22 protein-coding genes are annotated in these 19,870 nt (G+C 70.5%); 11 read left to right on the forward strand and 11 right to left on the reverse strand.

Annotation, left to right across the window (positions count from 1 at the left end):
- The first annotated feature begins 40 nt into the window (after positions 1-40).
- Positions 41-895 carry a sigma-70 family RNA polymerase sigma factor gene (locus OG738_RS06475; RefSeq protein WP_329052050.1) on the forward strand — a complete coding sequence of 285 codons (855 nt, stop codon included), beginning with the start codon at positions 41-43 and terminating at the stop codon, positions 893-895.
- Here the strand turns inward: OG738_RS06475 and OG738_RS06480 are convergent.
- Positions 885-1,472: a dihydrofolate reductase family protein gene (locus OG738_RS06480; RefSeq protein WP_329052051.1), complete on the reverse strand. Its 588-nt coding sequence runs from the start codon at positions 1,470-1,472 to the stop codon at positions 885-887. The genes OG738_RS06475 and OG738_RS06480 overlap by 11 nt on opposite strands.
- Before the next feature lie 190 nt (positions 1,473-1,662).
- Here OG738_RS06480 and OG738_RS06485 point away from each other — a divergent pair, with 190 nt between their 5' ends.
- The 3 genes from OG738_RS06485 to OG738_RS06495 all read left to right on the forward strand — a co-directional run bounded on the left by OG738_RS06485 (position 1,663) and on the right by OG738_RS06495 (position 4,112).
- Positions 1,663-2,481 carry a class I SAM-dependent methyltransferase gene (locus OG738_RS06485; protein WP_329052053.1) on the forward strand — a complete coding sequence of 273 codons (819 nt, stop codon included), beginning with the start codon at positions 1,663-1,665 and terminating at the stop codon, positions 2,479-2,481.
- Between the two features lie 15 nt (positions 2,482-2,496).
- A complete protein-coding gene (locus OG738_RS06490; protein WP_329052055.1) occupies positions 2,497-3,108 on the forward strand; it encodes a TetR/AcrR family transcriptional regulator in 612 nt (203 codons plus the stop codon).
- Positions 3,109-3,212: 104 nt separating this feature from the next.
- Positions 3,213-4,112, forward strand: coding sequence for a LysR family transcriptional regulator (locus OG738_RS06495; protein ID WP_329052057.1), 900 nt, complete (start codon positions 3,213-3,215; stop codon positions 4,110-4,112).
- On the opposite strand, the gene OG738_RS06500 is transcribed toward OG738_RS06495, so the two are convergent.
- The 4 genes from OG738_RS06500 to OG738_RS06515 form a co-directional block, all read right to left on the reverse strand.
- Positions 4,069-4,932, reverse strand: a complete 864-nt coding sequence (locus OG738_RS06500; RefSeq protein WP_329052059.1) for a transglutaminase-like domain-containing protein — start codon at positions 4,930-4,932, stop codon at positions 4,069-4,071. The two genes, OG738_RS06495 and OG738_RS06500, sit on opposite strands and share 44 nt — an antisense overlap.
- A gap of 19 nt (positions 4,933-4,951) precedes the next feature.
- The gene (locus tag OG738_RS06505; protein ID WP_329052060.1) at positions 4,952-5,950 is read right to left on the reverse strand and encodes a GlxA family transcriptional regulator; all 999 of its coding nucleotides are present in this window, start codon (positions 5,948-5,950) and stop codon (positions 4,952-4,954) included.
- Positions 5,951-6,122: 172 nt separating this feature from the next.
- On the reverse strand, positions 6,123-6,860 hold the full coding sequence (locus OG738_RS06510; protein ID WP_329052061.1) for an SDR family NAD(P)-dependent oxidoreductase: 738 nt from the start codon (positions 6,858-6,860) through the stop codon (positions 6,123-6,125).
- Positions 6,857-7,708 (reverse strand): NAD(P)-dependent oxidoreductase, encoded by an 852-nt coding sequence (locus OG738_RS06515; RefSeq protein WP_329052063.1) that lies wholly within the window; start codon positions 7,706-7,708, stop codon positions 6,857-6,859. Before OG738_RS06515 ends, OG738_RS06510 begins: the two co-directional genes overlap by 4 nt.
- A gap of 83 nt (positions 7,709-7,791) precedes the next feature.
- Between OG738_RS06515 and OG738_RS06520 the strand changes: the two genes are divergently transcribed.
- Positions 7,792-8,151, forward strand: coding sequence for a winged helix-turn-helix transcriptional regulator (locus tag OG738_RS06520; protein WP_329052065.1), 360 nt, complete (start codon positions 7,792-7,794; stop codon positions 8,149-8,151).
- Here the strand turns inward: OG738_RS06520 and OG738_RS06525 are convergent.
- Entirely contained in the window at positions 8,123-8,593 is a 471-nt protein-coding gene (locus OG738_RS06525; RefSeq protein WP_329052067.1) for a hypothetical protein, read from the reverse strand. The genes OG738_RS06520 and OG738_RS06525 overlap by 29 nt on opposite strands.
- A gap of 110 nt (positions 8,594-8,703) precedes the next feature.
- On the reverse strand, positions 8,704-9,261 hold the full coding sequence (locus OG738_RS06530) for a flavodoxin family protein (protein WP_329052068.1): 558 nt from the start codon (positions 9,259-9,261) through the stop codon (positions 8,704-8,706).
- A 79-nt stretch (positions 9,262-9,340) separates the two neighbouring features.
- Here OG738_RS06530 and OG738_RS06535 point away from each other — a divergent pair, with 79 nt between their 5' ends.
- From OG738_RS06535 to OG738_RS06550, 4 genes are all read left to right on the forward strand, one after another.
- The gene (locus tag OG738_RS06535) at positions 9,341-9,757 is read left to right on the forward strand and encodes a MarR family winged helix-turn-helix transcriptional regulator (RefSeq protein WP_329052069.1); all 417 of its coding nucleotides are present in this window, start codon (positions 9,341-9,343) and stop codon (positions 9,755-9,757) included.
- Between the two features lie 31 nt (positions 9,758-9,788).
- The gene (locus tag OG738_RS06540) at positions 9,789-10,580 is read left to right on the forward strand and encodes an SRPBCC family protein (protein WP_329052071.1); all 792 of its coding nucleotides are present in this window, start codon (positions 9,789-9,791) and stop codon (positions 10,578-10,580) included.
- A gap of 204 nt (positions 10,581-10,784) precedes the next feature.
- A complete protein-coding gene (locus OG738_RS06545; protein WP_329052072.1) occupies positions 10,785-12,422 on the forward strand; it encodes an acyl-CoA carboxylase subunit beta in 1,638 nt (545 codons plus the stop codon).
- Positions 12,419-12,637, forward strand: coding sequence for an acyl-CoA carboxylase subunit epsilon (locus tag OG738_RS06550; RefSeq protein ID WP_329052074.1), 219 nt, complete (start codon positions 12,419-12,421; stop codon positions 12,635-12,637). The genes OG738_RS06545 and OG738_RS06550 overlap by 4 nt, the downstream gene beginning before the upstream one ends.
- A 4-nt stretch (positions 12,638-12,641) precedes the next feature.
- Here OG738_RS06550 and OG738_RS06555 read toward each other — a convergent pair whose 3' ends face one another.
- The 3 genes from OG738_RS06555 to OG738_RS06565 all read right to left on the reverse strand — a co-directional run bounded on the left by OG738_RS06555 (position 12,642) and on the right by OG738_RS06565 (position 15,515).
- A complete protein-coding gene (locus OG738_RS06555) occupies positions 12,642-14,024 on the reverse strand; it encodes a hypothetical protein (RefSeq protein WP_329052075.1) in 1,383 nt (460 codons plus the stop codon).
- A 135-nt stretch (positions 14,025-14,159) separates the two neighbouring features.
- Positions 14,160-14,612, reverse strand: coding sequence for a MarR family winged helix-turn-helix transcriptional regulator (locus tag OG738_RS06560; RefSeq protein ID WP_329052077.1), 453 nt, complete (start codon positions 14,610-14,612; stop codon positions 14,160-14,162).
- A gap of 9 nt (positions 14,613-14,621) precedes the next feature.
- A complete protein-coding gene (locus OG738_RS06565; RefSeq protein WP_329052079.1) occupies positions 14,622-15,515 on the reverse strand; it encodes an LLM class flavin-dependent oxidoreductase in 894 nt (297 codons plus the stop codon).
- A 199-nt stretch (positions 15,516-15,714) separates the two neighbouring features.
- Here OG738_RS06565 and OG738_RS06570 point away from each other — a divergent pair, with 199 nt between their 5' ends.
- Together OG738_RS06570 and OG738_RS06575 are read left to right on the forward strand one after the other, a co-directional pair.
- A complete protein-coding gene (locus tag OG738_RS06570; protein WP_329052081.1) occupies positions 15,715-16,344 on the forward strand; it encodes a PadR family transcriptional regulator in 630 nt (209 codons plus the stop codon).
- The gene (locus OG738_RS06575) at positions 16,325-17,938 is read left to right on the forward strand and encodes a DHA2 family efflux MFS transporter permease subunit (protein ID WP_329052083.1); all 1,614 of its coding nucleotides are present in this window, start codon (positions 16,325-16,327) and stop codon (positions 17,936-17,938) included. Before OG738_RS06570 ends, OG738_RS06575 begins: the two co-directional genes overlap by 20 nt.
- A gap of 61 nt (positions 17,939-17,999) precedes the next feature.
- Here the strand turns inward: OG738_RS06575 and OG738_RS06580 are convergent, their stop codons facing one another.
- On the reverse strand, positions 18,000-19,850 hold the full coding sequence (locus OG738_RS06580; RefSeq protein WP_329052085.1) for a glycoside hydrolase family 3 protein: 1,851 nt from the start codon (positions 19,848-19,850) through the stop codon (positions 18,000-18,002).
- Positions 19,851-19,870: the final 20 nt, after the last annotated feature.

The following is a 19,870-nucleotide window of genomic DNA, read 5'->3' on the forward strand; positions in this document are numbered from 1 at the left end:
CGTCGGGAGTGCGACGGTGGGTGCGATCGAAAGGTGACCGATGGACGAGCTGGCCGAGGAGTTCGAGGCGGAACGCGGCAGGCTGCGCGGGCTGGCCTTCCGGCTGCTCGGTTCGGCGGCCGAGGCCGACGACGCCGTCCAGGAGGCGTGGCTGCGCCTGAACCGCGTGGACTCCGTCGACAACCTGGCGGCCTGGCTGACGACGGTCGTCTCCCGCGTCTGCCTCGATGTCCTGCGCTCGCGGAAAACCCGGCGCGAGGAGCCGTTCGACGCGGTGCCGGAGCCCGCGGCCGACACCGATCCCGCCGGCGAAGCCGAGCTGGCCGACTCGGTCGGCCGTGCGCTGCTCGTGGTGCTGGACGCGCTGGGCCCGGCCGAGCGGATCGCGTTCGTGCTGCACGACCTGTTCGCCGTGCCGTTCGACCGGATCGCCCCGGTGCTGGACCGCACGCCCGTGGCGGCGAAGAAGCTCGCGAGCCGTGCGCGGCACCGGGTTCGCGGCACGTCCCCGCTGCCCCCGGCCGATCTGAGGCGGCACCGACGGGTGGTCGACGCGTTCCTGGCCGCGGCCCGCGGCGGCGACCTCGGCGAGCTCCTGGACGTGCTGGCGCCCGACGTCGTCCGCCGCGCCGACGCGGCCGCGCTGCCGCCCGGAGCGGCCCTCGAGACGCGCGGGGCCCGTGCCGTGGCCGAGGAGACGCAGGTCTTCGGGAAACGGGCCCACTTCGCCGAAGCGGCTCTGCTGGACGGCGCGGTCGGCGTCGTCGTGGCCCCGCGCGGCCGGCTGCTGCTCGCCCTCGCGGTGACGGTCGAGGGCGAGCGGGTGGCGGCGTACGAGGTGATCGCCGACCCCGCCCGGCTCGCCGCGCTGCACGTCACGCTCCTCAGCGCTTGATCCGGTAGGAGAGGTGCGTGACGCCGGTCCCTTCGACGACCTCGGGGCCGGACAGCGTGGTGGTGGCGTCGAGGCCGTCGAAGAACCGGACGCCGGAGCCGAGCAGCACCGGGATCAGGTCGACCTGGATGCCGTCGAGCAGGCCGAGGTTGAGGCACTGCTGCGCGATCTTGGTGCTGGCGACCGCGACGTTCTTGTCGCCGGCGACCTTCTTCGCCTGCTCGACGGCACTTTCGACGCCGTCGGTGACGAACGTGAACGGCGCGTCCGGGTGCGGCCAGTCCGCGGGCGCCTCGTGGGTGACGACGAAGACCGGCACGCCCATCGGGTGCTTGCCGCCCCAGCCCTGGGTGAGGTCGAACAGGTGGCGGCCGGCGATCAGCGCACCGACGTTGTCCATCGCGTCGCGCAGCATCTTCGCGCTGGCCTCGGAGGTCTTGAAGGTCGCCCACTCGACGGCGGTGGGGACCTCGACGTCGCCGTTGCCGAACCACTCGAACAGGTGATCGATGCGGTCCTGCGGGTCGGCGACGAACCCGTCGAGGGACATGGACATGTTGGCGATGACGTCAGCCATTTCTAGCTCCTTTGCGCTGGTCGGAGGCGGTTTGCCTCGCTGAAGGGAAGTCTTCCGCGACCGCCCGGCCGGAAGATCTGCCACCTGGCCGACATCCGGCGGCGGGTGGCCGATGCCTTGACAGCCGTGTTCGTCACCGGAACTATGAACATGTGTTCATGAACGTGTGTTCATCACGAAGGAGCTGGGGATGACCGGGATCGTCAACACCGCGCAGGCCGAGGCCTGGAACGGCTACGAAGGGGAGCACTGGGCGTCGCACGCCGACCGGTACGACGCGGTGAACAGCGGGTTCAACGGCTACCTGCTCGACCGGGCCGGCCCGGACGACCGGGTGCTCGACATCGGCTGCGGCAACGGCCAGCTGACGCGGCTCGCGGCGGCGCGGGCCCGGTCCGCGACCGGCGTCGACCTGTCCGGGCCGATGCTCGCGACCGCGCGCGAGCGGGCGGCGGAAGTGCCGAACGTGACGTTCGAGCAGGGCGACGTCCAGGTGCACCCGTTCGCCGAAGGCGGCTTCGACCTCGCGGTCAGTCGGTTCGGGGTGATGTTCTTCGCCGACCCGGTGGCAGCGTTCGCGAACGTCCGGCGGGCCCTGCGCCCGAGCGGGCGGCTCGCGTTCCTGTGCATGACGGCGCTGGCCGGCACCGACCTCGGCCGGGTGTTCGGCGCGCTGGCGGCGTACCTGCCCCAGCCCACCGGGCCGGACGGCAGCGGCCCGACGTCGTTCGCGGACCCGGCCCGGACGACCGGGGTCCTGACCGAAGCCGGCTTCGAGGACGTGGCGTGCACGCACGTCGAGGCCGACCAGGTCTGGGGGCACGACGTCCCCGACGCGGCGCGGTTCATCGGCGACTGGGGCCCGGTCCGCCACCACCTGGGCCTGGTCGACGACGCGACCGCCGCCCAGGCGAGGGAAGCGCTGAGGGCGGCGCTGACGCCGTTCGCGGGCCCGGACGCGGTCCGCCTGCGCGGGACGGCGTGGCTGGTCACGGGACGGAGGTCCTAGGCACGGGGTCCTACGATGGTGGTGATGTCACCGAGGAAAGCCGCGGCCCAGCGGGACGGTCAGTCCCTGCACGACCTGCTGGTCGAAACCGCCCAGAAGATGATCGCCACGCACGGGACGACCGGCATGACCGTGCGGGAGATCGCGCGCATGGCCGGCGTCGCCGACGGCGTGCTCTACAACCACTTCTCCGACAAGGAGGAGCTGGTGGCCCGGGCCTTGCTGGAGCACGTGCGCACGACGGAAGCCGAGCTGGGCGACCTGCCGGTGGCCGGGGAAGGCACGCTCGAGGGCAACCTCCGCCGTCACCTGGAATTCGGTCTCGCGCTGCACAAGGTGATCGTGCCGGCCTTCAGCGGCCTGGTCGGGCAGCCGAGGGTGCTGCAGCGCTTCGCGGAGATCAGCGAGCGCTCCGGGTACTGGCGCGACCGCCTGGTGATCTACCTCAAGGACGAGCGAGCGCTGGGCAGGCTGCACCCCGAGTCCGAAGTGGACGCGGCGGCGGAAATGCTGGTCGGCTACTGCCACGCTTCGGTCATGGCGGCGGTCTTCCCGCACACCGGCCCCCTCGACCCGCCGTCGGTGGACTCGATCGTCAAGGCGGCGCTCCACGGCATCGCGCCGTAACAGCCGGGCCACGTCCGTCCTTTGTGGAGTTCTCGACACCAAACCCGCCATCCGCCACGAAGAAAGGCAAAGACCGAGGGACGCTGCCGCGATACCCTCGCGGTATGGACGACGTCGAGGTCCGTGAGCTGCGGTACTTCCGCGCGGTCGCCGAAGAGCTGAACTTCTCCCGCGCCGCCGAGCGGCTCGGGATGGCGCAGCCACCGCTGTCCCGCGCGATCCGGTTGCTGGAGCGGCGGCTGGGCGTCCAGCTCTTCGAACGCACCAGCCGGCACGTCGCCATGACCCCGGCCGGGGAAGTCCTGTTCGCGGAGTCGGCGAAGGCACTGGACGCGGTCACCACCGCGGTCCGGAGCACCCGGCGGGCAGCGCTGCGGCCGCCGGCGCTCGTCGTCACCGCGAAACCCGGCTTCGCCGTCGACCTGCTGCGGCGGATCGCCGACCGCCATCCCGAGCCGGTCGAAATCCGGCTCGGCGAGTTCGGCGAGCGGGCGGGCCTTCCGCGTGACTGCCGGACTGACGTGGCCTTGCTCGGCTGTCCGGGCGACCAGGGCGACCTGGACGTCGAGGTGCTCTTCACCGAGCAGCGGGTCGCCGCGCTGCCGGTGCGGCACGAGCTGGCCGGCCGGTGCTCCCTCACCTGCGCGGACTTCGCCGGGCGGGCGACGCCGTCGTGGCCGGACGCGTCGGGCGCGGATCGGGCCTACTGGTCGGGTGCGGACGTGACCGGCAGCCTGGGCACGCCGGGGCCGGTCGTGCACGACAGCGCCCAGCTGCTGGCGGCCGTCGCGCTCGGGCGGGCGATCGCGCTGCTGCCCGGGTCGGTCGCGGAGGCGCACCGCCGGCCGGACGTCGTCTACCGGCCGGTGGTCGACGCGACGCCGTACTCGCTCGCCCTCGCCTGGCCGGCGGGTGCGCGGGACCTGCGAATCGCGCGGTTCGTGCGAACCGCCGTCGAGGTCAGCGAAGCACAACCTCGACCGGGCGCCGTCCCGGCGGGGTGACCGAGCGGATCACCGGCGGCACCCGCAGGTCCTCGGCTTCGAACAGCACGCGCAGCTGCTCGAGGTCGGCGTCGGCCAGCACTTCGGCCAGCTCGTCCGCGCGGGCGACGGCAGCCGGGGTGAGCGGGGCTTCGTCGGAAAGGTCGCCCCAGACGTCCCACAGGATCATCTCCTGCTTGTTCAGCGCGGCGAGGTCGAGCACGAGGTTGTGCCGCGCGTACGGCAGGCCGCGCAGGAACGGCACGTCCAGGTCCGGCGAAACCACGAGCCGCGCGGGCTCGATGTCTCCCGAGCGGGCCGCGGCCCAGGCGTCCGCGCCGACGAGGAACTGGTCGCGGGGGACGTCCAGGAGGTCGACCTCGCCGAAGTCGTCCGACAGCTGGGGTTCGACCAGGCGCCAGCCGTCGGGGGACCACACCTCCGCGACGACGTGGTCGAGGTACCAGCCCGGCACCAGGTAGCTCGCGAAGCCGACCCGGGCGCGGGCCGGGATGCCGTGGTGGCGGGCCATCGAGACGAACAGCAGCGTGAAGTCGCGGCAGCAGCCGACGATCCGGTGCACCGGCGAGCGCGGTGAACCGGGCGGGGCGGGATCGAGTTCGCGCAGCCGCGCGAACATGTCCGACGCATACCGCAGGTCGATCTCTTTGCCGCGCGAAGCCGGGAAGCCGTGCCGTGTGATGTCGCCGTACGCCCAGTAGTGGAACACCAGCTCGGACGCCGCCCGGCGCAGGGCCGCGAGATCGCGCGGGGCACCGTCGAGCCACGACGACTGCGCGCCTGGGTCGGAGAAGCGACTGTGGCCGACGTACCAATCCATCGCCTCAGCGTACGAAAATTCAGCCCGCCTGCGTAGCGAGTTCTCCGCGGAACGTCGTGCGGTAGGCGCTCGGGGAAACCCCGAGAGCGGCCTGGAAGTGCTGGCGCAGCGACGCCGCCGTGCCGAAGCCGGCCTCGGCGGCGACGCGGTCGACCGGCAGGTCCGACTCCTCCAGCAGCTGGCGGGCGCGCTCGATGCGTTGCTGCGTAAGCCATTGCAACGCCGAGATGCCGACCTCCTCGCGGAAGCGGCGGGTGAACGTCCGGGTGCTCATCGCTTCGCGGGCGGCGAGCTCGCGCAACGTCAGCGGGCGGTGCAAGTTCTCGAGCGCCCACGCCCGCGCGGCCTTCGTCGACGACGTGCGCGGCTCGGGCACCGGCCGCCGGACGAACTGGGCCTGGCCGCCTTCGCGGTGCGGGGAGACCACTGTGCCGCGGGCGACTTCGTTGGCGACGGCGGTGCCGTGGTCGCGGCGGATCATGTGCAGCACCAAGTCGATCCCCGACGCGACACCCGCCGACGTCAGGACGTTGCCGTCGTCGGTGTAGAGCACGCACGGGTCGACCTCGACCTCCGGGAACCGGTTCTGCAGTTCGTCGGCGGAGCGCCAGTGGGTCGTCGCGCGGCGGCCGTCGAGCAGGCCGGCCGCGGCGAGCACGAACGCGCCCGTGCAGATCGACGCGATCCGCGCGTCCCCCGGGATCCGGTCCAGCGCGGCCGCGAGGGGCGGCGTCAGCACGCGCGCCATCGGCTCGTACTCGACGAGCGACGCCGGGACGATCACGGTGTCGGCCTCGGCCAGCACCTCGGGGCCGCGGTCGACCGGGATGGTGACGTCGGAGTCGGTGCGGACCGGCCCGGGTTCGAGGGTGCAGGTCACGACCTCGTACAGCGGCTCGCCCGAGGCCGAGCGCGCCTGCCCGAAGAGCCGGTGGACGATGCCCAGCTCCATCACGAGCATGCCGTGCCTGACCAGCACGGCGACGTGGTGACGGGAAGGGTGCACGAAGGCGGCCATGGCTCGATTCTTGCACATGTCGGCCATCAGGCCACTCGATCGAGCCGGACCTGCGTGAACATCGGTTCTACGAAAGCAAAACGGCGGCGACTACGACGACGACCTCGTCCTGCGGCCCCAGCACGCCCCCGGCGCGACGGGCCTGGCCATCCACCTCACCTGAAGCCGTGAACTACGCGGGCAGCGTGAGCCGTTGTCCCAGGCCGCCGTCCACCGGCAGGTCGGCTCCCGTCGTGAACGTCGCTTCGAACGCCAGGAACAGCACCGCCGCCGCCACTTCCTCCGGCCTCGCGTGCCTCTTCAACGGCGTCACCTCGTCGCCGGTCTTCTTGAACGCCGCGAGCACCGCCTCCGGCACCCCCGTCACCCCCATCGTCGGGGTGTCCGTGTAGCCCGGGCTCACCACGTTCACCCGGATGCCGCGCGGTGCCAGCTCGGCCGCGTACGTCAGCGCGAACGAGCGCACCGCCGCCTTCGCCGCCGAATACGGGCCCATTCCCGCGATGCCCGCCCCGGCCGCCACCGACGTCGTGAACACGAACGACCCGCCCGGCCGCACCAAGCCCGCCAGCCGCTGCGCCGTGAAGTACGCGCCCTTCGTGTTGACGTCGAACGTGCGGTCGTAGACCTCCGGCGTCGTCTCCCGATACGGCGTCAACGTAGCGAAACCCACGTTGACGAACACCAGGTCCAGCGCACCCAACCGCTCGGCGGCCACCGCGGAAAGCGCGTCGATGTCGGCCAGCGACGACGCGTCCGACGACAGCCAGTGCGCCGGCAGGTCCAGCCCCGACACGTCGCGGCCGGTCGCCAGGACCTCCGCGCCGCCGTCCAGCAACGCCCGCACCACCGCGAGCCCCATTCCGTGCGTGCCGCCCGTGACGACCGCCTTCTTCCCCGCGTACTTCACCGGATCTCCTCGATGACGCTCGCGATCGCGTGCGCGCCGTGGCCCGCCGCCACCGCGCGGTCGAACAGCTCCCGCACCGCCGCCGGGACCGAAGACCCGATCCCCTGCGCGCGGCTGGTCTCCACCAGCAGGCCGAGCCCGGCCGCGTTGATGTCCAAAGCGGACACGTCCGTTTCGTAGTCCCCGCTCGCGACCTGCGCGCCGATCCCCGGCAGGAACCCGCCGACGGCCGAAAGCCAGGACGACGCCATCGGCGTGAACGTCGCAGGCGTGACGCCCTCGGTCCCGACCAGCGCCAGCGCGTGCAGGTACCCGGCCATCGTCGACCACATGATGCCCAGCAGCGCCAGGTCGTACAGCGCCGCCAAACCCGCGTCCTCGCCGAGGAACACCGGCTCCCCCAGCACCGACAACACTTCGCGCTGCACGGAAAACGCCGATGGCGAACCGCTGTACAGGATGCGCGCGGCCGACGTCCCGATGCCCTGCGGCACCGCCATGATCACGCCGTCCACGTACTCGATGCCCGCCGACGACGCCCACGCGGCCAGGTCGCGAGCCTGCGCCGGCGTCCCCGAGGTGAGGTTGACCAGCACCTTCGGAGACGCACCCGCCAGCACCGGCCGCTGACTGTCGTATGTGGACAGACAGCTGAGCACGACGTCCGCCGTCGCCACCTCCGCCGGCGTGGCCGCGAGCCGCGCGCCGCGGTCGAGCAACGGACCCGCCTTGAGCGGCGACCGGTTCCACACCACGACGTCGTGACCCGCCCCCAGCAACGCCCCGGCGAGGGCGGCGCCCATCCGCCCCAGGCCCAGCACGCCCACCTGTTTCTTGCTTTCTCCCATGCCGATCATGCTGCTGCCGGCGCTTTACACTGGACAAGTACCGACTAATGAGTCGGGTACCCACCGAAAGGTAAGGATCCTGGATGCTGGCGAGAACCTACCGCTGCGGACTGGACGCGGCGATCGACGTCGTCGGCGGCCGCTGGAAGGCGCTGATCCTGTGGGCGCTGCACGCCGAACCGCTGCGATTCGGGGAGCTGAAGCGAAAGGTCAGCGGGATCAGCGAGAAGATGCTGATCCAGGCACTGCGGGAGCTGGAGGCGGACGAGGTCGTGCACCGCGAGGTGTTCCCCGAGATCCCGCCGAAGGTCGAGTACTCGCTGACCGAGCTGGGTCAGCGGCTCAATACCGCGTTGCTGCCGCTGGGCGACTGGGGCGAGGAAAACATGGCCGGCATCGCGAAACGCCGCGGCGTCACGCCCGCGCCGCCGCATACTCCTTGAGCGTGATCGCGTTGCCCGCCTTGAGCGGCAGCTCCTCGATCACCTTGCGCCACGGCAGGTACGGCAGCAGCTTGTAGTTGAGGTTGCGCATCCGGATCCACCCGCGGGTCGGCGGGACGAACCACTTCCCGTTGCCCTGCGCCAGCTTCTGGCAGGTTTCGACGAAGCCGCGCATCTCCTCGTGGTAGGCCGCGAACGCGGTGGTGTGGTCGCCGGCCGCGGCCGCGAGCTCACCCGCCAGCACGTACGCGCCGACGATCGCGAGGCTCGTCCCCATCCCCGAGAGCGGCGCGGCGCAGTACGCGGCGTCGCCGCCCGACCTGGCCCCCGAAGTGCGCACGCAGCTGGCGAACGCCCTCGAGCTGGCCCGCTCGACCTGGCGAATCTCTTCCAGGGCCTCGACGACGAGGGTGACGAAGCCCGGGCCGTCGGCACGGTGCACCAGGCCCTACTGTCGGGGGTGATGCTCCAGTGGCTGATCGACCCGGACCGCGCCCCCTCGGGCGCCGACCTGGTCCGCGGCCTGCGCCTGATCGCGACGGACGTCCTGACTTAGGCGGTCACGAGAGCGCCGGCGAAGAACGTCGAAGCCGCGGACATCGCGTCGGCGTCCAGGAGCACGTCGCCGGGGCGGCTGCCGTTCCCCAGGAGCACGCCGCCCCAGTTCATGGACAGGTACTCCGCGCACAGCTCGAGCGTGCCGATCAGCGGCTGGGCCTCGCGCGCCGTCTCGCTCAGGACGCTCACGCCCCACAGCGTCTTGCCGCGCATCTTCGGCTTGAACTCGACGGGCAGCCGCATCCAGCCGGACCAGTAGTCCAGGTAGAGCTTCACGCTCGCCGCGACCGAGTACCAGTACACCGGCGACACTACGACGATGTCCGTCGCGGCGAACGTCGCGTCCATCAGCAGCTGCTCGTTCTCGCCGGGCTCCGGGTGCTCCCCGGCGCCGTGGCGGCGGTCCTCGAACGGTGGCAGCGGCACCTCGGGCAGCCGGACCCACCGCTGCTCGACGTCGCGAGGCAGCTCCCGCGCCGCCCGCCGGGCCAGCATCTCCGTGTTCCCGCCGGCCCGCGCCGCGCCGACCAGGAAGAGGAAGTTCCGCGTCATGACCAGTCCCCTCAGTTACTTGCATGTACATATAAATACTGTCCCTGGACTATGCTGGTGTCAAGAGAAAGGCGGGAAGATGACCGTCGACGAACAGTCCTGGGGACGCATGCTCGTGCTGCACGCCCGCATCGAGCAGGAGCTGGGGAAGGCGCTGCAACGGAGGCACGGGCTCGGCCTGTCCGAGTACCGCGCGCTCGGCAAGCTGGTCGCGGGCCCGCGGGGCGGCCTGCGGATGCAGGAGCTCGCCGAGGCGATCGGGCTCAACCAGAGCTCGGTCAGCCGGATGTGCGCCCGCCTCGAAGACGCCGGCCTGACCATCCGCGACCTGTGCGAAGACGACCGCCGCGGCGTCTATTCGGTGATCACCGACGCCGGCCGCAAGCGCTACGCCGAGACCGAGCCGACGTACTGCGCGGTGCTGCGGACCTCGCTCGACAAGGCCGCCAGCGACCCCGAGCTCGCCGCCGCCGTCACCGCCGTCCGCGGCGCTTGACCATTATATGCCTCGCTGGTTATATACAGGCATGCCCGCGAAGCTGCGCACCGACGAGGAACGTCCCGCCCTCCGGCTGGAACGCCGGCTGAAGCACGCGCCCGAGCAGGTGTGGCGCGCCATCACGGACCCGGCCGAACTGGAGCACTGGTTCCCGGCGAAGGTCGACGTCGAGCTGCGGAACGGCGGCGCCATCCGGTTCACCTTCCCCGGCGAGGACGAGCCGACCACCGGGCACGTCGTCACGGTCGACCCGCCGCGCGAGTTCACCTTCGCCTGGAACGACGACACGCTGCGCTGGCTGATCACACCGGACGGCGACGGCAGCCTCCTGGAGTTCACGCACACGTTCGGCCGCGGCGACCCGGCGATCGCGAAGCTGGCCGCGGGCCGCACCGCCGCCGGCTGGGACGTCTGCCTCGAGGCCCTCGAAGCGCGCCTGGCCGGCCGCGATTTCGAGCAGCCGACGGACTGGCACACCCGCATGGCGTCCTATGTGGACGAATTCGGCCTCGGCGACGGCGAAGTGCTCGAAGACGGCACGCTCCGCTTCCGCCGCGACCTCGTCTGGAAGCCGGTGGACGAGGTCCGGGCACTGCTGCCGGACGAACCCGGCTGGCACGTGGTCCAGGAGCCCCTCGAAGGCACCCGCGTCGAGTTCACCGAGCCCGCGCCCGACGACGTCGTCGCGGAGCTGGCCCGGCGGCACGAGCAGCTCGACAAGCTGTTCGCCGCGACGCACGGCGTCGAGCTGCCGGACTGGACGCCCGAGCACGTCGAGGCCGTGAAGAAGCACTACGCGGAGCGTCCGGCCCAGGGTTGACGCACGGCGCCGCTGGTGGCCGCGACCCGCCTACGTCCTGGCGCTCGTGCCGACGGCGGCCCACTTCGGCGGCTCCCGCGGCCACGACCGGGACTCCGCCAGATCGGAGCACGCGGGCAGATCAGCAGCACCCAGAGTCCGGAACTCCACGGACGTTGCCTACGCCACACGCGAAGTGACCGACAAGTAGTTAAGCTCCCGGGAATGAGCAGTGCGACGGAGCCGCTCGGGACGCCGCCCGAGGACGAACCGGACATCCACACCACGGCCGGCAAGCTGGCGGACCTGTATCGCCGCTATGACGAGGCGGTGCACGCGGGCTCGGCCCGCGCGGTGGAGAAGCAGCACGCCAAGGGCAAGAAGACCGCGCGCGAGCGGATCGAGCTGCTGCTCGACGAGAACTCGTTCGTCGAGCTCGACGAACTCGCCCGGCACCGCTCGACCAACTTCGGCCAGGAGAAGAACCGCCCCTACGGCGACGGCGTCGTCACCGGCTACGGCACCGTCGACGGCCGGCCGGTCTGCGTCTTCAGCCAGGACGTCACCGTCTTCGGCGGCAGCCTCGGCGAGGTCTACGGCGAGAAGATCGTCAAGGTCATGGACCTGGCGATCAAGACCGGCCGCCCGATCGTCGGCATCAACGAAGGCGGCGGCGCGCGCATCCAGGAAGGCGTCGTCTCGCTCGGCCTCTACGGCGAGATCTTCCGCCGCAACGTGCAGGCCTCCGGCGTCATCCCGCAGATCTCGCTGATCATGGGCGCGAACGCGGGCGGCCACGTCTACTCCCCCGCGCTCACCGACTTCGTCGTGATGGTCGACGAGACCTCGCAGATGTTCATCACCGGCCCGGACGTCGTCAAGACGGTCACCGGCGAAGACGTCAGCTTCGAGGAGCTCGGCGGCGGCCGCACGCACAACACGAAGTCCGGCGTCGCGCACTACCTCGGCAACGACGACGAAGACGCCATCGCCTACGTCAAGGAACTGCTCTCCTACCTGCCGCAGAACAACCTCTCCGACGCGCCGGTGTTCGAACCATCGGACGCGCCGGCCGGCTTCTTCGACGACGTCACCGACGCCGACCGTGAGCTCGACACGCTCATCCCCGACTCGCCGAACACCCCGTACGACATGCACGAGGTCATCAACCGCGTGGTCGACGACGGCGACTTCCTCGAGGTCCACGAACTGTTCGCGCCGAACATCATCGTCGGCTTCGGCCGCGTCGACGGGCAGAGCGTCGGCGTCGTCGCCAACCAGCCGACGCAGTTCGCGGGCTGCCTCGACATCGACGCGTCCGAGAAGGCCGCGCGGTTCGTCCGCACCTGCGACGCGTTCAACATCCCGGTGCTCACCTTCGTCGACGTCCCGGGTTTCCTCCCCGGCACCGACCAGGAGTGGAACGGCATCATCCGCCGCGGCGCGAAGCTGATCTTCGCCTACGCGGAGGCCACGGTCCCGCTGGTCACGATCATCACGCGCAAGGCGTACGGCGGCGCGTACGACGTCATGGGTTCCAAGCACCTCGGCGCCGACATCAACCTCGCGTGGCCGACAGCGCAGGTCGCGGTGATGGGTGCCCAGGGCGCGGCGAACATCGTCCACCGCAAGACCCTCGCCAACGCGGCCAACGAAGGTCGCGACGTGGACGCCCTTCGCGCCGAGCTGATCCAGGAGTACGAGGACACGCTGCTCAACCCGTACGCGGCGGCCGAGCGTGGGTACGTCGACTCGGTGATCGTCCCGGCGCACACCCGCGGGCACGTCGCGCGGGCGCTTTCGTTGCTGCGCAACAAGCGTGAGTCGCTGCCGCCCAAGAAGCACGGGAACATCCCGCTGTGAGCGACGCCGAGAAGCCGCTGCTGCGGGTGGTCCGCGGAAACCCGAGCGACGCCGAGCTGGCGGCGCTGACGGCGGTCGTCGCCGCGGCGTCGGCCGCGAAGGCGCCGGAGAAGCCGAAGCCGCGTACGTCGTGGTGGGGCGATCACGCTGCTTCGCTGCGTAAGCCGCTTCACCCCGGCGAAGGTGCTTGGCGCGCTTCGGGCTTCCCCGGCTGAGGCTTCAACTGACGGTGACCGCGGCGTCGTCCACGACGAAGGACGTCTGCAGCTGTGAGCCCTCGACACCGCTGAAGCTGAGCGTCACGGACTGACCCGCGTACGCGGACAGCGAGAAGCTCCGCTGCTGATACCCGCTGGCCGCGTTCGCGTTGCTGTACGTCGCCAACGTCGTGCTGCCGGCCTTCACCGTCAGCTTGTCGTACGCGGTCGTGCCCGTCTCGGCGGTGTCGACGTGCAGCCAGAACGAGAACGTGTACGCCGAACACCCGCTCGGCAGCGTCACGGTCTGGCTCAGCGTGTCCGTGTGCGCGGCGCCGTACCCGTCGAGCCACGCGCTCCACGTCCCGGTGCGCGCGGGCTCGTCGGTGCCGTGCTGGCCGATCACGCTGGCCGACGCCGTCCACGCCGTCGCGCCCGACTCGAAGCCCGGGTTCGCGAGCCGCTGTCCGGCGGTGCAGCCGCCCGGCGGCGGGGTGGTCGTGCCGTCGCCGGCGAGCCACGCCGTGGCGTTGAGGCCGAGTGCCGCGTTGTCGGCCGTCGAATCGGTCCAGCCGTTGTAGAGGGTGTTGCCGGACTGGCCGGTGCCGTCGTCGATCGTCGAGCTGTCACCCCAGATCGCCACCCGTCCCGAGCCGAACGCGCTGGTGACGAAGAAGGCGTTCGAGTTCCCCGGCGACGCCGTGCTCAGGTACGCGAGGCCCTTCACCGCGGGGTTGTCCGCCGGCTTGAGGGTGAAGGTCGTGCCGTTGGCGATCAGGCTGTGCTTCACCGTGCCGAAGGCGCCGTTGAGCACGGGGTTCGCCGGGTCGCTGATGGCCACCGGGTGGTCGCTGGTGATGTTCTTGAGGTCGACCGAGAACCCGAACGGATCGGTGTTGTCGACGCCGTTGTTCGTCAGCAGGTCGTTGATGATCTTCGGGGAGTCCCAGCCGTCGTTGTTGCGGTCGCTGCCCGTGTGGTCCGAGATGAGGAACAGGCCGCCGCCGTTCTGGACGAACTTCAGCACCGCGGTCTTTTCGGACGCGCTCAGCACGACGTTCGGCTCGGGCAGGACGAACTCGTCGAAGTTCTGGAGGTCGAGCGCGCCCCCGGTGCCGTAGGTGATGGTGTTGCCCGCGGGGAGCGTCTTCAGGCTGTACTGCCCGGTCTTCTGCAGCGCGACACCCCACGCCGAGAGCGCGCCGGTCCAGTCCGTTTCCTTCTGCGGTGCGGAGTTCTGCGCGGTCGGGTCGGGCTGGGACGTGCTGACGATCCAGTCGGCGTTGCCCGCCGTCTCGGCCTTCGAGTTGTCGAAGAGGACGCGGTGGACGGTCGCCGCGTGCGCCGGAACGGCGAGCAGGCCGGCGGCGAGCGTCGCGACGGCGAGGGGGATGAGACGCTTCATGGTGCTCCTCGGTGAAAAGGGGACCTGGGGCGACATCACTGTGACGAGCGAAATGAAGGTCCCCCCGACGACGAACGGGACCTGCCGGTGAACTTCCGGCAACGTACCTCCGCCACGGCCCGACGAAAGTCGGGTTCAGACCACGTCCAGGAACACCGTCGGCACTTCGTTCTCGCGCACGACCCGGCCGAGCAGCGCGGCCAGCCGGTCGCGGTCCGGGCCGCTCCAGCCCGCGGCCAGGTCGTCGACCCGCCGGCAGGTCGCCGCGTAGAAGTCCGCCGCGAGGTCGCGGCCCTCGTCGGTCAGCACGACCCGCACCGCGCGGCGGTCGTCCGGGTCGGGCTCGCGGCGGACGAGCCCGCGCCGGACCGCGCGGTCGACCAGGCCGGTCAGGCTGGACTTCTCGAGGCCGAGCGTCGCGCCGAGGTCGCCCATGCCGTACGGCCGGCCCATGAGCACGCACAGGAGCTGCCCCTGCGGCACGGTCAGCCCGTACTCGCGCGCCGACTCGGCGTAGACGGCGTTCACGAGGAACGACGCCCGCACGAGCCCGGCCACGACACCGAGGTCCTCCCCGTGTTTGCCCATCGCACCAGCCTACTTCGCAACGGCTTCCCGCACGGCGGGCACGATCTCCCCCGCCCAGCGCGCGGCGGACGTCTCGTCGGGCGTGCTGCCGCCCGGGCCGAAAAGGACGAACCCGGCGGCGCCGTGCTCCAACACCGCGCCGGTCAGCTCCTCGATCCACTGGTCCGGGGAGCCGCCGATCCAGCGTCCGTCGTCGGCGCGGGTGGCGCGCAACGGCGCTTCGGTGATCCGGCCGGGGAAGTTGTAGACGGTGACGACGTCGGCGGGATCGCGTCCGGCGTCGGCCGCGGCCTCGTCGATCACCGGGCGCGAGGTGCGGTAGCGCTCGCTGAGCCAGTCGGCGGCCTGGCCGGGCATCCACCCGTCGGCGACCCGCCCGGTGACAGCGAGCGACTTCGGCCCGACGGACCCGGTCCACACCGGCGGCATTTCCGCGGCGGCCGGCTCGAGGTCCGTGACCTGGTAGAACTCGCCGTCGAACGTGACGGGTTCGCCGCCTCCGCCGAGCAGCTTGACGAGCCGGATGCCTTCTTCGAAGGCGCGGACAGCCTGGCCGGGAGTCAGCTTGGTGAACCCGAGCCGCGCGATGTCGTCCCAGAGCCCGCCGACGCCCATCCCGAGCACGATCCGGCCGCCGGTGAGCGCGGAGAGGCTCGTGATGGTGCGCGCGAGCATCGACGCCGGGCGCGTCGGCAGGTTGGTGACGCTGACCAGGCCGGAAATCCGTTCGGTGCGCCCGAGCAGGACCCCGATCTCGGCGTACGCGTCGAGCCGGTCGGCGTGGTAGGGGTGATCGGAGACGGTGAGCAGGTCGAGCCCCGCGCGATCGACCTGGACGGCGAGGTCCAGGGTCTCGGGAACGGCGGCGACCGCCGTGGACACCCCGATGCCGAAGTGCGTCATGATTCCTCCAGAGATAGTTCGTGTTACGAACCGACTATACATAGTTCTTAGTACGAACTACTACGTTTTCGCCAGGTCGGCACGGTCTTTCGCAGCGTGCACGGACGGTCACCGGATTGACCGTGGACCGGGCCATGGTCAGCGCCGTATAGTCCACGTGGAATAAACGACATGGACTCATCCGGAGGGACCAACGATCATGGCCTCGGCCAAGCTGACCCCGCTCGGCATCGCCGTGCTGGAGCTGCTCCACGAGAAGCCCATGCACCCGTACGAGATGGCTCAGCTCATGCGCGAGCGGTACGTCGACACGCGGGTCAACGTGAAGGCGGGATCGCTCTACCACACCGTGGAACGCCTGCAGCGCAACGGTTTGATCGAGGTCGTGGAAACCCAGCGTGACGGCAGGCGGCCCGAACGGACCGTCTACGGCATGACCCAGGCGGGGCTGGACGAGTTCAACCAGCGCGGCCGGGAACTGCTGGGGGACCTCACGAAGGAGTTTCCCGCGTACCTGTCCGGGCTCGCCGTCATCGACGAGCTGGGCAAGGAAGCGTCCCTGCTCGAGCTCGGCCACCGCGTCACGCGGCTGCGCGCAGGCGTGGCCGCCGACCAGGCCGTCCTCGACCACCTCGCCGGGGACGGGACGCCGCCGATCTACTGGCTGGACTGGCAGTACCAGTGCGACCACCGCAAGTTCGAGCTCGCGTGGACCGAACGGCTCCTCGAAGACCTGACGTCCGGGCGGATCCCGTTCCAGGACAGCCACGCCAAACCGCGACTGAGCCTCATCACCAGGGAAGACGACGATGAACGCAAGACAAGCTAACCCGTGGGCCGCGCTGGGCGCGCTGTGCCTCGGCTTCTTCATGATCCTGCTCGACACGACGATCGTGTCGATCGCGATCCCGACCATGCTGACCAAGCTGAACGCCGGACTGAACTCGGTCGTCTGGGTGATCAGCGTCTACCTGCTGACCTACGCCGTGCCGATGCTGTTCACCAGCCGGCTCGGCGACCGCTTCGGCCCGAAGCGGGTGTTCCTCGCCGGGCTGGTCGTGTTCACCGGCGCGTCGCTGTGGTGCGGCCTGTCCGGCAACGTGGAGATGCTGATCGCGGCGCGGGCCGTGCAGGGGCTCGGTGCCGCGCTGATGACGCCGCAGACGCTGGCGTTCATCACGCACCTGTTCCCGCCGTCCAAGCGCGGCCCGGCGATGGGCATGTGGGGCGGCGTCGCCGGCCTGGCGACGATCACCGGCCCGCTGCTCGGCGGCGTGCTCGTCGACCACTTCGGCTGGGAGTGGATATTCTACGTCAACGTGCCGATCGGCGTGATCGCGATCGTCATGACGCTGCTGCTGGTGCCGGACTGGCAGCCGAAGAACTCGCACTCGTTCGACGTGCTCGGCATCCTGCTCTCGAGCGCGGCGTTGTTCTGCATCGTCTTCGGTGTCCAAAACGGACAGCAGTACGACTGGGGCACGGCGTTCGGCGGGATCACGGTGTTCGAGATCATCGGCGCCGGTGTGCTGCTGCTGGTCGGGTTCGTGGTGTGGCAGCGGGTCAACAAGCGTGAGCCGCTGCTGCCGCTGCAGGTGTTCGCCAACCGCAACTTCTCGGCGGGCACGCTCACGGCGACGACGGTCGGCTTCGCGATGACCGGCATGTTCCTGCCGCTGGTGATCTACATCCAGTCGGTGCTCGGGCTGACCCCGACGCTGGCGGGCCTGCTGACCGCCCCGATGTCGCTGCTGTCGGGCCTGGTGGCGCCGTTCGTCGGGAACCTGTCCGACAAGGTGAACGGCAAGTACCTGGTGATGTTCGGGCTGACCGCGCTGGCGGCCGGGCTGGGAATCGTCGCGCTGCAGGCTTCGCCGTCCAGCAGCCCGTGGAGCTTCATCCCGGCACTGCTGCTGTGCGGGCTCGGGATCGGCTGCATCTTCTCGCCGATGAGCAACATGACGATGGGTTCGGTGGAGCCCCGGCTGGCCGGGACGGCGTCGGGGATCTTCAACACCTCCCGCCAGGTCGGCGGCGTGCTCGGGTCCGCGGCGATCGGCGTGCTGCTGCAGGCCCGGGTGAGTTCGTCGATCGCTTCCGAAGCGACGACCGCGGCTTCGCAGCTGCCGGAGCAGTACCGGGCGCCGTTCGCGGAAGGGATCGCGAAGGCCGCGGCGAACACCGGCGAGTTCGGGTCGGCCGGTGGGCCGTCGCCCATTCCGGGATTGCCCGCCGAGATCGCCGCCCAGGCCGGGAAGCTGGCTTCGGGAGCGGTCCACAGTGGACTGACGGACGCCGCCCGCGAGACGATGCTGCTGCCGATGGTCGTCCTGCTGCTGGGCGTGATCTCGGCGTCGGTGATGCGGCGGGTCAAGCCGCGCCGGGAAGCCCCGGCGCCGGCGCCCGAGGCCGCCGCGGCCTGAAACCGTGCGAGCCTCCGGTGTCGGGTACCGGAGGCTCGCACGGACCGCGGGAGCGGTGGTTCTAGTGGCGTCGGTAGGACAGGCCGTACCCGTACGGGAACAACGCCTGCTGCCCGTCACCGACGTTGATCGGTTCCTGCGCGGAACTCTTCGGCCAGGTGAAGCTCAGCTTCCCGGTCGGGTTGTAGTCGCCGTACAGCACGTCCGCGACGCCGGCGCCCTCCGAACCCGGCAGCCAAGCCGCCACCAGCCCGTCGATCGACGGCAGCTGCGCCGAAATGTCCAACGGCCGCCCGGAAACCGTCACCACGACCAGCGGCACGCCCGAGGCCTTCAACTTGCCGATGAGGGCGACGTCTTCGGCGTCGAGGCCGAGTCCGTTCGGCCGGTCTCCCTGCCCTTCGGCGTACGGCGTTTCGCCCACCACGGCGACTGCGACCTTGAAGCTGGAGTCGATTCCGTCACCCGCACGGTCATAGGTCACCTCCGTGCCCTTCCCGGCATCGGAGCGGATGCCGTCGAGGATCGTCGTGCCGGGGATGACCCGCTCGCCGCTCTGGCCCTGCCAGGTCAGCGTCCAGCCACCCGCCTGGTTGCCCATGTCGTTCGCGTTCTTCCCGGCCACGAAGATCTTGTTGTTCCGCTTCGCGAGCGGCAGTACGTCGTGGGAGTTCTTCAGCAGCACCTGCGACTCGCGCACCGCCTGCCGCGCCACCGCGCGGTGGGCCGCACTGCCGAAGTCCTTCTGCAGCGAGCGATCCGTGTACGGGTGCTCGAACAGGCCCAGCTCGAACTTCTTCGTCAGGATGCGCCGGTTGGCGTCGTCGATGCGCGACATCGGGACGTGTCCGTTTTGGACTTCGGCGCGCAGCGTGTCGATGAACTTCTGGTAGTCGTAGGGGACCATCACCATGTCGATCCCGGCGTTGACGGCCTGGCTGACCTCGGCCGCGGTGAACCCGGGCTGGCCGTCGATCTGGTTGATGCCGTCCCAGTCCGAGATCACGTAGCCCGAGAAGTGCAGCTCGCCCTTCAGCAGGTCGGTGATCAGGAACTTGTTGCCGTGGTCCTTGACGCCGTTCCAGCTGTTGTAGCTGATCATCACCGAGCCGACGCCGTGGTCGACCGCGGCGCGGAACGGCGGCAGGTGGATGCGGCGCAGCTCGTCGAGGCTGATCTGCGTGTTGCCCTGGTCGACGCCGCCGGTCGTGCCGCCGTCGCCGATGAAGTGCTTGGCGGTGGCCATGATCGACGTCTTGTCGTCGAGGTTCCGGCCCTGCATGCCTTCGATGATCACGGAGTTCTCGACGGCGTTGCGCGGGATCTCGCCGAAGGACTCGTACGTGCGGCCCCAGCGGTCGTTGCGGGCCACGCACAGGCACGGCGCGAAGCCCCACTTCACGCCGGTCGCGGCGGCTTCGTCCGCGGTGACCGCGCCGATCTTCTCGACCAGCCGCGGGTCGTTCGCCGCGCCGAGGCCGATGTTGTGCGGGAAGATCGTCGCGCCGTAGACGTTGTTGTGGCCGTGCACGGTGTCGGCGCCGTAGACGATCGGGATGCCGAGGCCGGTCGACGTCGACGCCGCCTGGTAGGCGTCGATCATGTCCGCCCACCCGGTCGGCGTGTTCGGCGTCGGCGTCGAACCGCCGCCGGAGAGGATGGAGCCGAGCCGGGCGGTCGCGGACTGGGCGGGCGTCGCGGCCTGGCGCTCGGCCTCGGTCATCTGCCCGATCTTGTCGTCGAGGGTCATCCTCGACATCAGGTCCTTGACCCGCGAGGACACTGGAGCGTGCGGGTTCTTGTAGAGCGGTGTCACGGCCGCGGAAGCCGCCGGCGTCAACGCGGTACCGGACACGAGCAGAGCAGCGAAGACAGTGGCGCGCAGTGATCTCTTGGCGCGGAGGACCGACATTGTTCCCTCCGAAAACGATC

Origin of the sequence: Amycolatopsis sp. NBC_01488 (assembly GCF_036227105.1) — a bacterium.
GTDB lineage: Bacteria > Actinomycetota > Actinomycetes > Mycobacteriales > Pseudonocardiaceae > Amycolatopsis.